Source organism: Streptococcus sp. oral taxon 431 (assembly GCF_023115445.1).
In the GTDB taxonomy this organism is placed as follows: Bacteria; Bacillota; Bacilli; order Lactobacillales; family Streptococcaceae; genus Streptococcus.
Map to the genome: position 1 here is coordinate 211,895 of NZ_JALDUI010000001.1, position 13,580 is coordinate 225,474.

General features: G+C 39.4%; 16 protein-coding genes. 1 reads left to right on the plus strand and 15 read right to left on the minus strand.

All coding sequences use genetic code 11. The features are described 5' to 3' along the window. Positions 1 to 3 precede the first annotated feature (3 nt). The 13 genes from aguA to M1R56_RS01105 form a co-directional block, all read right to left on the minus strand. Positions 4 to 1,089 carry an agmatine deiminase gene (aguA, locus tag M1R56_RS01045; protein ID WP_248034270.1) on the minus strand — a complete coding sequence of 362 codons (1,086 nt, stop codon included), beginning with the start codon at positions 1,087 to 1,089 and terminating at the stop codon, positions 4 to 6. After that, positions 1,086 to 2,213 carry a carboxynorspermidine decarboxylase gene (gene nspC, locus M1R56_RS01050; protein WP_248034271.1) on the minus strand — a complete coding sequence of 376 codons (1,128 nt, stop codon included), beginning with the start codon at positions 2,211 to 2,213 and terminating at the stop codon, positions 1,086 to 1,088. The genes aguA and nspC overlap by 4 nt, the downstream gene beginning before the upstream one ends. After that, positions 2,213 to 3,472 carry a saccharopine dehydrogenase family protein gene (locus M1R56_RS01055; protein ID WP_248034272.1) on the minus strand — a complete coding sequence of 420 codons (1,260 nt, stop codon included), beginning with the start codon at positions 3,470 to 3,472 and terminating at the stop codon, positions 2,213 to 2,215. Before M1R56_RS01055 ends, nspC begins: the two co-directional genes overlap by 1 nt. Continuing rightward, positions 3,469 to 4,329, minus strand: a complete 861-nt coding sequence (gene speE / locus M1R56_RS01060; protein WP_248034273.1) for a polyamine aminopropyltransferase — start codon at positions 4,327 to 4,329, stop codon at positions 3,469 to 3,471. The genes M1R56_RS01055 and speE overlap by 4 nt, the downstream gene beginning before the upstream one ends. Further along, positions 4,330 to 5,784 (minus strand): aminotransferase class I/II-fold pyridoxal phosphate-dependent enzyme, encoded by a 1,455-nt coding sequence (locus M1R56_RS01065; RefSeq protein WP_248034274.1) that lies wholly within the window; start codon positions 5,782 to 5,784, stop codon positions 4,330 to 4,332. 599 nt (positions 5,785 to 6,383) lie between these two features. Beyond that, positions 6,384 to 7,400 (minus strand): hypothetical protein, encoded by a 1,017-nt coding sequence (locus M1R56_RS01070; protein ID WP_248034275.1) that lies wholly within the window; start codon positions 7,398 to 7,400, stop codon positions 6,384 to 6,386. Beyond that, the gene (locus tag M1R56_RS01075) at positions 7,393 to 7,860 is read right to left on the minus strand and encodes a hypothetical protein (RefSeq protein WP_248034276.1); all 468 of its coding nucleotides are present in this window, start codon (positions 7,858 to 7,860) and stop codon (positions 7,393 to 7,395) included. Before M1R56_RS01075 ends, M1R56_RS01070 begins: the two co-directional genes overlap by 8 nt. Positions 7,861 to 7,903: 43 nt before the next feature. After that, positions 7,904 to 8,698 (minus strand): DUF4261 domain-containing protein, encoded by a 795-nt coding sequence (locus M1R56_RS01080; RefSeq protein ID WP_248034277.1) that lies wholly within the window; start codon positions 8,696 to 8,698, stop codon positions 7,904 to 7,906. A gap of 48 nt (positions 8,699 to 8,746) precedes the next feature. Further along, positions 8,747 to 9,244, minus strand: coding sequence for a hypothetical protein (locus M1R56_RS01085; protein ID WP_248034278.1), 498 nt, complete (start codon positions 9,242 to 9,244; stop codon positions 8,747 to 8,749). Positions 9,245 to 9,254: 10 nt separating this feature from the next. Next, entirely contained in the window at positions 9,255 to 9,809 is a 555-nt protein-coding gene (locus M1R56_RS01090; protein WP_248034279.1) for a hypothetical protein, read from the minus strand. Between the two features lie 26 nt (positions 9,810 to 9,835). Continuing rightward, a complete protein-coding gene (locus M1R56_RS01095) occupies positions 9,836 to 10,309 on the minus strand; it encodes a hypothetical protein (protein WP_248034280.1) in 474 nt (157 codons plus the stop codon). A gap of 18 nt (positions 10,310 to 10,327) precedes the next feature. Beyond that, on the minus strand, positions 10,328 to 11,179 hold the full coding sequence (locus M1R56_RS01100) for a CbrC family protein (RefSeq protein WP_248034281.1): 852 nt from the start codon (positions 11,177 to 11,179) through the stop codon (positions 10,328 to 10,330). 32 nt (positions 11,180 to 11,211) lie between these two features. Beyond that, complete coding sequence (locus M1R56_RS01105) at positions 11,212 to 11,718, minus strand: YfbM family protein (protein WP_248034282.1); 507 nt, start codon at positions 11,716 to 11,718, stop codon at positions 11,212 to 11,214. A 119-nt stretch (positions 11,719 to 11,837) separates the two neighbouring features. Between M1R56_RS01105 and M1R56_RS01110 the strand changes: the two genes are divergently transcribed. Further along, positions 11,838 to 12,857, plus strand: a complete 1,020-nt coding sequence (locus tag M1R56_RS01110) for a hypothetical protein (protein WP_248034283.1) — start codon at positions 11,838 to 11,840, stop codon at positions 12,855 to 12,857. 52 nt (positions 12,858 to 12,909) lie between these two features. On the opposite strand, the gene M1R56_RS01115 is transcribed toward M1R56_RS01110, so the two are convergent. After that, entirely contained in the window at positions 12,910 to 13,221 is a 312-nt protein-coding gene (locus tag M1R56_RS01115) for a hypothetical protein (protein WP_248034284.1), read from the minus strand. A gap of 215 nt (positions 13,222 to 13,436) precedes the next feature. Then, positions 13,437 to 13,580: a hypothetical protein gene (locus M1R56_RS01120; protein ID WP_248034285.1), complete on the minus strand. Its 144-nt coding sequence runs from the start codon at positions 13,578 to 13,580 to the stop codon at positions 13,437 to 13,439.

Below are 13,580 nucleotides of genomic sequence, written 5' to 3' on the forward strand. Positions count from 1 at the left end.
CTCCTATTCTGGAATTTGTTGGGTAATACAGTGGATATTTCCACCACCTAAAAGAATATCTCTTGCAGGGATTCCGACGACTTCACGGTCTGGGAAACACTTACTCAGGATATCCAAGGCCACTTGGTCGTTTTCGTCCTGAAATTGTGGCACCAAGACAGACTTATTGGCAATATAGAAGTTCACATAGGATGCTGCTAAACGCTCACCAGCATAGCGCTCCTCTTCGCCTTCTTCATATGAATAGCCTGGCAAATCTTCTTCCGTCACTACTTGATGGATAGCTGGAATCGGAAGTTTATGAATGGTAAAGGAACGGCCTTTTGCATCAGTTTCCTTCTCTAAGAGAGCTAAATCAGCTGCAGACATGGCATACTGGGGATCGTCTTGGTCGTCCGTCCAAGCTAAAACAATCTCCGCTGGACCAACAAAGGCTGCCACATTGTCAACGTGTTCATTGGTTTCATCTTGATAAATACCATAAGGAAGCCAGATGACTTTTTCAGCTCCAAGGCTCTCTAGTAAGGTCTTTTCAATCTCCTCTTTAGTCATGTGAGGATTGCGACCAGGACTAAGAAGGCAACTTTCAGTCACAAGAATGGTTCCTTGGCCGTCACTGTGTATAGCACCACCTTCCAGTACAAAAGGTTTGGCATCGTAAACAGGTATCTCTAAAACTTCTGCAAAGCGACTGGCCACTTGGTCATCTGCTTCATAGTCTTGATAAAGACCGTCATATGAGCCACCCCAAGCATTGAAAGACCAATCTACCGCCAAGTTTTCCCTTTTATCATTAAGGAGAATGGTCGGACCTGTATCACGAGCCCAGGCATCATTTGTTGGGATATCTAGATAAACGACCTGGTCTCCAAGATAGGATTGGGCTTCAGATAGATAGTCCTGCTCCACCAAAAGATAAACTGTTTCTCCCTGAGTAATGGTTTTGATAATCTGACTAAAAGCTTTTTTAGATGCCTTACCTTGAAAAGGCCAAGACCCTGGTCGAGTAGGCCATATCATGAGAGTCCCATGGTGGGGTTCATACTCTGCTGGCATACGATAGCCTAATTTTTTTGGACTATCCATCATGATAATCTCTCCTTAAAGTCTTGGTAGCCGAAGGATTTGACTAGACTGCACTCACCCTCTTTATCCATCACATACAAACTTGGAAGTCCAATCCCGTTAAAGGTATTATTCTTAACAAAGGAGTAGATTGCCATATCCTCGAAGTACAATCTATCTCCAATCTCAACTGGATTTTCAAAACTATAGTCGCCAATAATATCACCTGTTAGGCAGGTATTGGAAGATAATCTATAAGTATAGGCTTTTTCTTTCGCTTCAAAGCCATCTCTCAATGGGGGACGATAGGGCATCTCAAGGACATCTGGCATATGACAACTTGCTGAAGCATCTAAGACTAAAGTCTCAATCCCATTTTCAACGATGTCTAAGACTTCAGTAGCTAAATAACCAGCATTGAGTGCAATCGCTTCTCCTGGTTCGATATAGACGTCAAGGTTATAGGTTTCACGAATACGTTTAATCTCAGAAATCAGCAAGTCCACATCATAGTCGGCTCTCGTAATGTGGTGTCCGCCTCCCATATTGAGCCATTTGACCTCATGCAAATAGGCTCCAAACTGCTCTTCTACTGCTTTCAAAGTCGTTTGTAAATCATCTGCCCCTTGCTCACAAAGAGTATGAAAATGAAGGCCGTCCACCAAGTCCAGCAAATCACTCGGTATCTTGTCTGATGTCACTCCAAAACGGGATCCAGGAGCACAAGGGTCATAGAGCGCGTGATCTCCTTGTGTTGAACATTGAGGATTGATGCGTAGACCTACACTAATACCAGCTTCACGACAAGGTTGACCATATTTTCGTAATTGTCTCTCAGAGTTAAAAACAATATGATCAGATATTTGAAGCAACTCTTCCATGTCAGCTTCCTTGAAAGCAGGCGCAAAGACATGGACTTCTCCCGGGAACTCTTCTCTAGCTAGCTTAGCTTCATAGAGACCACTAGCTGTCGTACCAGACAGATACTGACTAATCAAAGGATAGGTTTTATAGAGGGAATAGGCCTTTTGAGCTAGCAACACCTTACAGCCTGCCTTTTCTTGAACCTCTTGTAGAATGCGGCAATTCTCCTCTAATTTTCCTAAGTCAATGATATAAGAAGGTGTTGGTACTTGTTCTAACTTCATTAGTCCACCATTTGTGGATTTTCAACCACAACCCATGGCAAACCGTATTTATTCAAGGCTTCCATGAATGGATCTGGATCCAACTCTTCAAGGTTATGAACTCCTGGTTGTTTCCAAGTACCATCCATCACTAATTTTGTTCCAATCATGGCAGGAACACCTGTTGTGTAAGAAATTGCCTGTGAACCAACTTCTGCGTAGCATTCCTGGTGGTCGCAAACATTGTAGATGTAGATAGTCTTCTCAACGCCATCTTTGACACCTGTAAAGATACAGCCGATATTGGTTTTACCAACAGTGCGTGGGCCAAGGCTTGCAGGATCTGGAAGCAAGGCTTTCAAGAATTGAATTGGAACGATTTCTTGTCCATTGAAGTTAATAGTATCTGTACGGAGGAGTCCAACATTTTCAAGACATTTCATGTGCGTCAAGTAAGATTGACCAAAGGTCATAAAGAAGCGAATGCGTTTAACTCCTGGAATATTCTTTGCTAATGATTCAATTTCTTCATGGTGAAGGAGATACATGTCTTTTTGCCCAACTTGAGGGAAATCATACTCACGTTTGATAGACATAGCTTCGACTTCTACCCATTTTCCATCTTCCCAGTAAGAACCTGGTGCAGAAACCTCACGTAGATTGATTTCTGGGTTAAAGTTTGTCGCAAATGGATAACCATGGTCACCACCATTACAGTCCAAAATGTCGATATAATGGATTTCATCAAAATAATGTTTGAGTGCATATGCTGAAAAGACGCTGGTCACACCTGGGTCGAAACCAGATCCAAGCAGAGCGGTTAATCCAGCTTCCTTGAATTTTTCTTGGTAAGCCCACTGCCATGAGTAGTCAAAGTAGGCAGTAAAACCAAGTTCCTTACAACGTTTCTCATAGATGGCACGCCACTCAGGATCTTCTGTATCCTCTGCCTCGTAGTTAGCTGTGTCAATATAGTGCACACCTGTTGCCAAACAAGCATCCATAATAGTCAAATCTTGGTATGGTAGAGCTACGTTCAAAACAGCTTCTGGTTTGTAGCTTTCAATCAAGGCAATCACTTCTTCTACCTTGTCAGCATCAAGAGCAGCTGTCTCAATCTTAGTATTTGTTTTACCTTCTAATTTAGCCTTCAAGTCATCACATTTTGACTTGGTACGGCTTGCAATCATAATCTCTTTAAAAGTTTCGCTGTCTTGACAAATCTTTGAAATAGCAACCTGGGCAACGCCCCCACATCCGATAACTAATAAACGACTCATTTTCTTCCTTCCTCTTCTTCTAAAATGTCTTCTACATACTTGGGCAGCATAAAGGCTCCTACATGTAAGTTTGCAGTGTAGTATTCTGTGAAAAGCTGGCGTTTTTTCCAACCTTCCTTGTCAAAATCTTTGACAGGGTGGTATTTTTTCGATGCAAACCCAAATAACCAATAGCCTGCAGGACTGGTAGGGATATGTGCCTGATAAACTCGACTGATTGGAAAGGCTTGATTAACCTTGCGGTGCATGCTTCGACAAGCTGACTCATCTTCGTCAAAGAAGGGACTACCATGCTGATAGATCATGATTCCGTCCTCTTTAAGAGCCCTATAACTATTGCCGTAAAATTCCTTGGTAAAGAGCCCTTCCGTATGACCAAAGGGATCAGTCGCATCGTTAATGATAATGTCGTAATCATTTTCACAGTTTCGTAAAAAGCGAAGTCCATTTTGGTAGTAGATGGTAACACGAGGATCATCAAGACCAGCAGCAAAATCGGGAAAATATTCTCTACAAACCTCAACCAGCATCTCATCTGGTTCCACGATATCGATTTGTTCCAATTCTGGATAGAGAGTTAATACCTGGGCAACACCACCGTCACCACCCCCAATAACCAAGACTTTCTTAGGATTAGGGTGCACAGCCATAGGCACGTGAACAGTCATTTCATTGTAGACAAAATCATCTGCATCTGAAAACAAGACGTGCCCATTTAAAATCAATATCTTCCCAAAAGCAGGCGTGTCTAAAACTTCGATATCCTGCCATTCACTTTTACCTGCGTAAAGTTGCTTAGCTGTTCTCAAAGACAATTTCACATCTGGAGTATGAACTTCAGAAAACCATAAATCCATTTACTTCTCCTTTCTCTCAATGACATTAATGTGGTTGACCTCTGGATCTTCCGTTCCTTGGAGAGAACAACCACGTTCTTTGGCAAATTGAATATAATCGACAAGACCTTGTGTAATGCGTTCACCAGGTGCTAGGATAGGAATACCTGGAGGGTAACACATGACAAATTCCCCGCAGACTTGCCCAACGGACTCGTCCAGGGTTAAACTTCTTCTCTCTGAATAGAAGGCTTCCTGAGGAGACAGCACTAACTCAGGTTGGATATATTCTCCAGCAATCAAGTCCTTCCCATCTCTTGAGTAGAGTCTCTTGATGTCAGCCAGAGCACCAACCAAGCGTTCAATATCTTGGATACGGTCCCCAATCGAAATGTAGGCCAAGATATTGCCAATATCACCAAACTCAATCTGAATGTCATATTCATCCCGTAAGAGGTCATAAACTTCAATACCTGTTAAACCAATTCCCTGAGTGTAGACTGACAGCTTGGTAACGTCAAAATCACAAACGGTCACGCCATCTACTAACTCTTTTGAGTAGGCATAGTAGCCACCGATGGCATTGATTTCACGACGAGCATACTCAGATAGCTCAATGACCTTCTCAAATGACTCTTTACCACGAAGGGCCAGATTGCGGCGTGAAATATCCAAACTAGACATTAACAAATAGGATGCTGATGTTGATTGGGTCAGGTTAATGATTTGACGCACGTACTCAGGATTCATCTGATCCCCAACTAAAAGAAGTGAACTTTGTGTCAAGCTACCACCAGACTTATGCATAGATACGGCTGACATATCTGCTCCTGCATCCATAGCAGATAGAGGAAGTTTATCTGTAAAGTGGAGATGAGCACCGTGTGCCTCGTCTACTAAGACTTTCATTCCTGCAGCGTGGGCCATCTCTGTTAGCCCCTTAAGATCTGAACAAATACCATAGTAGGTTGGATTGTTAATTAGGACGGCCTTAGCATCGGGATGGTCCTTTATAGCTTGTGCTACACGATCATTTTCAAGCCCCAAAGCAATACCGATTTTTGGATCCACACTCATCTCGATATAGATGGGAATAGCACCACATAAAACTAGAGCGTTGATGGCTGATTTATGGACATTTCGAGGAAGGATAATTTTATCTCCCGCTTTACAGGTGGAGAGAATCATAGTTTGAACAGATGATGTTGTGCCACCAATCATTAAAAAGGCATGAGCAGCACCAAAAGCCTCTGCTGCTAACTCCTCTGCTTCTCGGATAATCGAGATAGGATGTCCTAGGTTGTCCAAGGGCTTCATAGAGTTGACATCTATGCCTACACATTTTTCCCCTAAAAGTTCAACCAACTCTGGGTTTCCACGGCCACGCTTGTGACCAGGTACGTCAAACGGTACAATTCTTTTCTTTCGTAACTTGACCAATCCTTCATAGATGGGAGCTTGGTTTTGATTTAACATTATAAAGACATACTCCTTTATCATATTTTTTACACCTTGACAATGCAAGCCTCTAAAGGATACTTATGAAAAAAGAGCAGGTTGGCACCTGCTCTACAATCTACTGACGTGTTTATGTTTGTTTCTTTTGAGTATGTCTGTTCCTGATGTTTCCTAACTCTCTAGTAGCAAATATTACGTACTTTATTGATCGTTTCACAAGATGACGTGTGCTTTCACCACACTAACAAATCTATACGAATTAGGACAAATGTCCTAACATCAACTTATAAAAGTAGGCTTTTAACCCTATCAATAATGTGGCTTTTCAACCACGCTTCGGCATTCAACCCTGCCTGTCCGTAGGCATTTTTTACTCGGGTTTATATTTACTAGAAAACATCATCTCATTTTCTAAGCTTCATTACTATATCATGTTTTCAGATACTTGTAAAGTATTTTTAGAAACTTTTTTTAAATAATTTAATATTTTGTTCGTGAAATTGCTTTAGTTTCAAAATGGAAATCGTTTTAAATTTAAATCAAAAAACAAAAAAAGAAACTAAATAGATTAGTTTCTTTAATGAATTATAAGCATAATCAACTATTCAAAATCCTATCTAGTCATCTCGCGCTACTTGAACAGCTAGCTCAAAATCAGTCATCAAGTAATTTTCATCCAGATGGATGAGACTATAATACTCATTCCAAAATAGAGAGTCACTGTTGCTGGACCACTTTAATCCATACCACAATTGAGTGACATCACTTGTATGTGATGGGGGAATTGACCATAGATGCTTTTTAAAAGTTTCTTGAACAAGAGAAACATCCAGTTGAGTAGTCAAGTCAAGTTCATCTAATTTGAGAGTGATAGAATGTTCCTTAGCTGCTTCAATGCTTTCCTTGTTAAATCGGACCTGAATAACCTTAGAATCTTCTAGAACCACGTCCTTATCTTCTGCCCCGTAAAAGGAAATACTCCCAAGAACTATGCCATCTTTTGCAAAGAGATAGGGAGCGTAGGGAACAGCATTGCTATCAAGTCTGAAGCCTTTTTCGATAGTGACTGACTTATCTCCTGAATACTTTTGGAAATTGCCATCTGTCAGGAGGTCTTCGTAGTCGCTAGCACCATCACCCTGTCTTACATAGATATCAAATCCAACTTCCATCAGATCACTTGCTTTGGTTTCTGCTAACGTGATTTTACTTTCATTAATTTGCAAAATCGGTGCTTGAGGTGGGAGTCCAATCGTGAGATTAAACATGACTCCTACTAGAAAGACCATCAAGGTTATAAGGAGGGCAAGTAAAGACTTTCCAGTCCTTTTTCTTGCATTGAAAAGAGCCATTATAGCTGGGAGGAGGATCATTTTGGCTAAAATAGAATTCCCAACACCACCTCTATTTAAGGTCTGAAAAGCAAAGACGCCTGCGATTGCAATCAGGGACAGGTAGACCAAAATCTCGCCTAGACCCAGTTTTTCTGTTCGAGTTTGTTGATTTACAGGGGTTTCGTACAATGACTGCCCATTCTCTCTCCTCTTTTTTAGAAAGAGATAAAAGCCCAGACCGAGTAGCAGATTAAAGATTGCAAAAACTATTAAAGTACCTATTATCACCGTTCTAGCCATGGCTCTCTACTCCTTTATGTTCTCTCTCAAATCTTATTTTTCTCTTTAATGTCCAATTCCCAACTAATAAAACCAGCAAGAAGAAGGGGCCACCTTCTATGACCACAATGGGCAAAGCCAGTAGAGCAATCATCAAAAAACTAGCTTTCTTTTGACGCCAACTACCGCCCCATTCTCCGTTTATCAGTCCACCTAAATAGTCGACGTAATCAGTAAACCAAGTCAATAAGGGATTTTGAAAATCATTGAGCCTTAGGTAAATGAACAAAGCAGAATTTAGCAAAACATAAAGAATTCCAAGGACTAGAATAATCTTTTGACTAGTTCGAGTAGCCTCTAGAACGATTTTTTCTCTCTTCTCTGGTTTTATTTCTTTTAGACTTGGATTCTTACAAGATAATTTTTCAAATCTATAGACCAAAAATCGGTAGAGAAAATACTTTTTTATATCACGCTTCATAAAACCTCCAATCTAGGAAGGACACTCAATTATAAATCATGGTCTAAACATCTAATTTCAAGGAATCGCCTTCCAAATAGACGGCTTTTGATTCAGTGATTTTGATTTTTTGATCTTCTGAAAAACCAATGGTTTCACCATCCTTTAAGGTGACATCACTGCCTAAAACATACTGAAGAATAGACAAGAGGAAATAATATAAGTCATCGCTATTCATGACAGAATCAATGATTTCAATCTCAGTTTTTCCAAACTCTTTCAAACCATAAGTGTAAATACTAGTTTTATCTCCCTGGTTGATAATTCCCATATAAATCCAGAGTTGAAGGGGAAGCATTTCTTCTTTCAAAAGGTCAGCCAGGTCTAGATAAAGATCTTTGGGCAAGAGCAAGGTGGTAGAACCCTGATAAATACCAATAGCTGATTGACTAGTTTTTAGAATAGAGGCATTGACTTTAGTTAATAAGGAATAAGTTTCTACTGGCGAAAGATTGTCAGACAATATAGAAACAATGGCGTGTTGTGTGTGCTCCTGTGTTTCCTTCTCAACATCCTGCCAGAGGTAAGAATAGGCATACAATTTTTCAAATTCTTGACTTGGGATAGGCAAATCCATCAAAGCCAGCGCAACGAGAGCACCATCAATCACAAAGGTTGCACTAGAATCATCCCCAGAAACTTCAGAAATTTCAAGCCCCCAGTGAGTTTTCAATTCCTGAACGACCTGGTCTAAAGAATAGGCCTGCTTGCCTTTGAAGAGGGGCATGGACAAGATCAGTTGTTTTTTCTTCTCTGACTTTTCTTTCTTACTAGCAAATAGATTTTTTAAAAAATTCATAGGACTTCTCCTTTTTTTCATATTAGTTGGGAAGCAAAGCTATCTTGGTCAAAGTGAGTCGAGATACCAAGTTTCCTCATCCTCAAAACCGTAGAATTTCTCATCAAGTAGCCAATTTCCATCCACCAATCTAAGAACAAACTGATGCTTCATTTCTAATGCTTCTTGAAAATGGGTGATAATTCTTGCTTCTTCAGCTTTTGTCATGATAAAATCTACAGAAAAATCATTCGTTTGAACATAGTTATACTCACTTGGGGAGCCATAAGAATTTCGAACTCCTCCTTCCAAGCATTTTTGAGTCACTCGTCCAGTTAGAAGTTGCATTTGCCTCTGAAAATAGTCATCCATAAGTTCATTCCACAAAGGGTGAAGTTGATTAGATGGGATTCCAAGGGCTTCTTTTTCCTTATCCAGTACTCTGTTACGCTCAAAAATTTCCTCTTCTAACAAGGTTAAACTTTTGAGTAAATCAAGCAAGGGTGGGATGATTATTTCCACCATAGCTCGATAGTTTTCAGGGGTATTTTTATAGTTCACTCTCATGATTACTCTCTTAACTCTCCTGGATTAATTGCTTTAATTCTAAGTCTGAAAGTTGTCCTTCCATGTAGAGTTTCCTAAGTAAATCTTTATCAACTGTAATTTCATAATAGTCTGTCACAAACTCATGAAATCTCTCAAAGCTATCAAAGAGGTAAGATAGCAACCATTCTCCGCCATCCTGATCTTGGTAAGTCTGTTGATGCGCGTGACCATCATACCAGATAAAGAAGGTTGTTTCATCTTTTTGGTCTTCTGAATAAAGTGAGAGATACTTTTCATCCAGTCCTTTATAAAAACCATCAATGACGTATTGATTCCACTCGTCAGCAGCAAACTGGCTTAAACTACTTTCATGATCGAAGCCTTTTATAAGGATCATTTTATCAGTCAAAATCACATCTAAAGAATCACCAGAGCCATTGTCAATAAGGTAGCGGAGTCCATAGTCTTCCTCAGTCTTAATCACGAGTCTAAGCCAATCCTCACTCGGATCTGTCAGATACTCATCAATGACCAGCAAGGCATCTAAGCGAGTCTTTATCTTGTCCCAATCAATCTTTCTCATCTCTAAAAACCTCCATCTTATTCTTGCTATTTATCAAGATCACAAGCCCTATAACGAGCTGTTAAATAGCCTGAAAAGCTAATCTGAGGGATATTCCACTCATTAGGCAAATAAATCGAACAATCTACCTGATCACCTAGAGAGGAACTTGCTGAGAAGACATATCTTCCCAAATCCTCATTATTAGGATTTCTTTCAACTTGACCCAATCTGCTAGTATTGAACCAGTCTTTAAACAGTAACCAGATTTGCTCGGCATCTTCGTTTAATAGGGAGACTTTCAAGTTGTAGCTGATTCCGACCCTACATCTTTTTTTGAATCCTGACTCATCAGCCTTACAAACTTTTATTGTTCCCTTATCATACTGCCAGTTATCACTATCTAATAGGGGAAATTGAACAGATAGATTGTCTTTAAATCCCTGCATAGTATCAAATAAATCTTTGGAGGCAGCTTCGAATAATTCTAGTTCTTCCATAGTCTTCTCTTTAATTTTCATAGCTAGTCACATTTCGATTTAATCTGCATCAACCCAGATCTGGTATTTTTGACAATGTAGACATCTAAACAAATAACCACAGATAGGCCCGTCTTTGACCAAGTAGTCTTCTACCTCTTGATATTCTTCACGCGCTTCATAGTCTGCCAAGACTTGCTCAGCGATTCCCATATCCTTCAATTCTCGAGTTCCAACTGTACCCAAGTAAGCACAATAATCTTGGCAACAAGAAAGCCAATATTCTCCCTGCCAACTAGAGTAGCCTGGGGTCTGACAAAAAAGCAGCTGATTCTTTTCTGGATCCAATTCACCCTGCCACTCGGCATCTTGGACAAATTCCGCATCGAATTTCTTGCCTGCTAGCCCGTTTGCAATACAAAATGGACAAAGGTTTTCTATGTTGTCAATACAATAAGGTATCAAGGCATAATAAACATTGCTTTCTTTCCCACAAGATGGACAAACCTTGGCTTCTCCTTCAACAAATGAACCTGTAGCTAGAGGATCTGGATGATAGATAAAATGTGGCAAAGACTGTAATAGCTCCTGCCTTTGCTTCTTCTCTTCTTTTCTTAGAGGACGAAGAAGGGCAAAACGATCGCCATGACTCTGACTCATTTCTTGTAAACGGTTCAGTTTCTTTATCTGTTTTCGATCAGGTTTGTCTAAGATTTCGATAAATAAGCTATAGGCACTAGTGTAGAGACCCAATTGCTCATAGAGGTCAACTAAGACTTTCTTCGCTTCTAAATCATCAGACTTAGCTAATTCATCAGCCAAATCATAAAGGGCTGCGACACTTGAAGGCTTTCCATCTTGTTCCAGGTATTGCTTTTTTAAAGTAATATACTTTTCTAGAAATGGATTCATGGGACTACCTTTCTAATGGATGATATAAAATCTTAACAAATAGTGACCAGGACATTTCCATTGAGCTCCAGAATCTTTTTGTAAAACTCTTTCATATTTACAAAACTGATTCGGATTTCATCCTTGATTTCTTCCTCTTCCTCAAGATAATCCCAAATATCAGGATACAAGTCTGCTTTTTTACAAGCTTCCATACTAAAGTTAGCCATAGCTCTGTCCATGTCAAAACTTTCTAAAGCTTCTACAATCTCGGCTATCTTGGTTTTTTCAGTATAGGCAATATATTCAGATACATCCTCTAGAGGAGTCACCCCTAAAACAGCTTCTCTCAGGGGATTGTCATCCAAAAATTCTGAACTACTAAATCCTGTCATGACAAAGACTAGGGCATCCCACATTTTGTCAATATCTAGTAAGATATCATGACCATCAGCGGAGTCCTCAGCAAAGTCTAACAAGTCATCTTCTTGGTTAGAAAGACCTTTTATTTGTTCTAATTCATTGTCTGGTAAATATTGATAATTGGCAATCATTCCCATGATTTTTCTCCTTTGAATCTTGTAGGATAATCCTGATGTTTTTAGCTCCATTTCTATAGAAAATGCTATAATGGAGCTAAGAAATTGTTTTATTGAATGTTAAATAGGGGGAAATAGTAATGTTCACTAGTATTGTTTTGGGTTTTTATGCTCTTTTCTTTCTATCCTTGTCCTTTACTATCTATCTCTATATTAGACTTGTAGTTGCAGTCAGACAAGGGAAAGATGTCCCAAAATGGATCTATAAACTCGGCCATGCCATTCAAGGTAGAATTCACGTTGACTATGAAGAAATCACTGATGCTAATGCCCTTAAAGAGATTCATTGGTTCTTTCTAATCTATCTAATCGTAAATCTCCTCGTATTGGCTGGCTTCTACTATCATGGTAATAGCTTTCCTCAAGCCATTTATGAATGTTTGAAAAAACAATTTTTTATCGTACTTGTTAGTATGGTTTTAAAAAGTATTGGCAAATTTGTTGTACTGGCTATAAGCAAAAACTTTCAAAACAGTCATGCCTATGCATCAACCAACGCTTTTATAGGAACAGCTTTTTTAACGAGCTATGTTTTTATGTTTTGCATGATGATGAGTGGCCTTCCATCTCAACCTGTTCCAGTAACCATTCAAGATACCACTGTCATTATCGGAGAAACCAAGGCTTCCGAGCTTTTAGACCAAGGCTTTACCTTTGGAGATAAAGGCGCAGAGAGCTCCATCACCAATCCCAAAAACGACCACTTCTACTACGGTCATCTTCTCGAAGTCAAGCGGGATGATCAGTCCTATGGCTTTATGAGCCTTACTCCTACGGGAAGAGATACTGATCAGCTCAAAAACTGCGTCATCACCTATTACAGAACACCTAAGGATAGCAAGCAACTAGAAGAAATTTCCATCAATCATATCAAGCTAGCAAATCTCAAACTCCAAGATTTTCAAACACGAAAGTTAATTGATATCTTTGAAGTTAATCCTGCTGATTATAATGTCTCTGATAAGGATAACAACTTTATCCTAACCATCCAAACAGCAGATTACGACCTCTGGAAAAGATACCGGATTGAAGCTAAGTTTAATAGAGATGGTTCCCTAGATAGCTATGGTGTCAGAGCCCAACACAGCATGTGGGAATAAAATACTATCATTTCAATACGAACAAGTATAAGATTTAGTAATTAATTAAAAACTACTTAATCTTATGTTTGTTCATTTTTTCTTGGAAAATATCTGTAAGAATTTGGCGCAATTCTTGAGCTTCCTTTTCAGGAAGTTGGCCTTCTTGTTCAGCTACAGCGTACAACTCTGGATACTCGAGCGAGATTCTCTTAACAGTACGTGTAATGGCATGTTTTCTAACAAAAAATGGAATCCGTTTAATCATATCTTGAGGAATCAAACCGATAATCTTATCGGCAGTTTCCTTATCATTCAGCTTAGAGAAAGTTAGTCCCTTTTTAATCATTTCTTGTTCTTTTTCTGTAAAATCTTTAATATCCATTGTGTCTCCTTATAACTATTTTATTTACTACTATTATACTATTTTTTTAATTGATCGAATGAAAAGTCTCTATAAATCACTTCTTTGCCAAGAACGGAATCTGTTGTAACAGGTAGTTTTTGCAGCAAATCTTGGATATCAATATCGTTGGGAAGAGGATTCAATTCTCCCAGACTATTTTCCTGAAGATGTGCTGCAAAGATAAACTCTCCCTTTTACCAATCCATAGCACAATCATTGATAACATCTACTGGAGACAGGTCCAGCAGTTCTTGCTCTTGCGCTCTAAAAGTTTCGTAGATCAATTCAAAAATAGCTTCCTTATCAATTTTTACAACTCTTAATGTATGTTCATCCAT

What these genes read in the sequence shown, in the direction of transcription:
- aguA (WP_248034270.1), bottom strand. Translation starts at nt 1,089, where the DNA reads ATGATGGATAGTCCAAAAAAATTAGGCTATCGTATGCCAGCAGAGTAT.
- nspC (WP_248034271.1), bottom strand. Translation starts at nt 2,213, where the DNA reads ATGAAGTTAGAACAAGTACCAACACCTTCTTATATCATTGACTTAGGA.
- M1R56_RS01055 (WP_248034272.1), bottom strand. Translation starts at nt 3,472, where the DNA reads ATGAGTCGTTTATTAGTTATCGGATGTGGGGGCGTTGCCCAGGTTGCT.
- speE (WP_248034273.1), bottom strand. Translation starts at nt 4,329, where the DNA reads ATGGATTTATGGTTTTCTGAAGTTCATACTCCAGATGTGAAATTGTCT.
- M1R56_RS01065 (WP_248034274.1), bottom strand. Translation starts at nt 5,784, where the DNA reads ATGTTAAATCAAAACCAAGCTCCCATCTATGAAGGATTGGTCAAGTTA.
- M1R56_RS01070 (WP_248034275.1), bottom strand. Translation starts at nt 7,400, where the DNA reads ATGGCTAGAACGGTGATAATAGGTACTTTAATAGTTTTTGCAATCTTT.
- M1R56_RS01075 (WP_248034276.1), bottom strand. Translation starts at nt 7,860, where the DNA reads ATGAAGCGTGATATAAAAAAGTATTTTCTCTACCGATTTTTGGTCTAT.
- M1R56_RS01080 (WP_248034277.1), bottom strand. Translation starts at nt 8,698, where the DNA reads ATGAATTTTTTAAAAAATCTATTTGCTAGTAAGAAAGAAAAGTCAGAG.
- M1R56_RS01085 (WP_248034278.1), bottom strand. Translation starts at nt 9,244, where the DNA reads ATGAGAGTGAACTATAAAAATACCCCTGAAAACTATCGAGCTATGGTG.
- M1R56_RS01090 (WP_248034279.1), bottom strand. Translation starts at nt 9,809, where the DNA reads ATGAGAAAGATTGATTGGGACAAGATAAAGACTCGCTTAGATGCCTTG.
- M1R56_RS01095 (WP_248034280.1), bottom strand. Translation starts at nt 10,309, where the DNA reads ATGAAAATTAAAGAGAAGACTATGGAAGAACTAGAATTATTCGAAGCT.
- M1R56_RS01100 (WP_248034281.1), bottom strand. Translation starts at nt 11,179, where the DNA reads ATGAATCCATTTCTAGAAAAGTATATTACTTTAAAAAAGCAATACCTG.
- M1R56_RS01105 (WP_248034282.1), bottom strand. Translation starts at nt 11,718, where the DNA reads ATGGGAATGATTGCCAATTATCAATATTTACCAGACAATGAATTAGAA.
- M1R56_RS01110 (WP_248034283.1), top strand. Translation starts at nt 11,838, where the DNA reads ATGTTCACTAGTATTGTTTTGGGTTTTTATGCTCTTTTCTTTCTATCC.
- M1R56_RS01115 (WP_248034284.1), bottom strand. Translation starts at nt 13,221, where the DNA reads ATGGATATTAAAGATTTTACAGAAAAAGAACAAGAAATGATTAAAAAG.
- M1R56_RS01120 (WP_248034285.1), bottom strand. Translation starts at nt 13,580, where the DNA reads ATGGATGAACATACATTAAGAGTTGTAAAAATTGATAAGGAAGCTATT.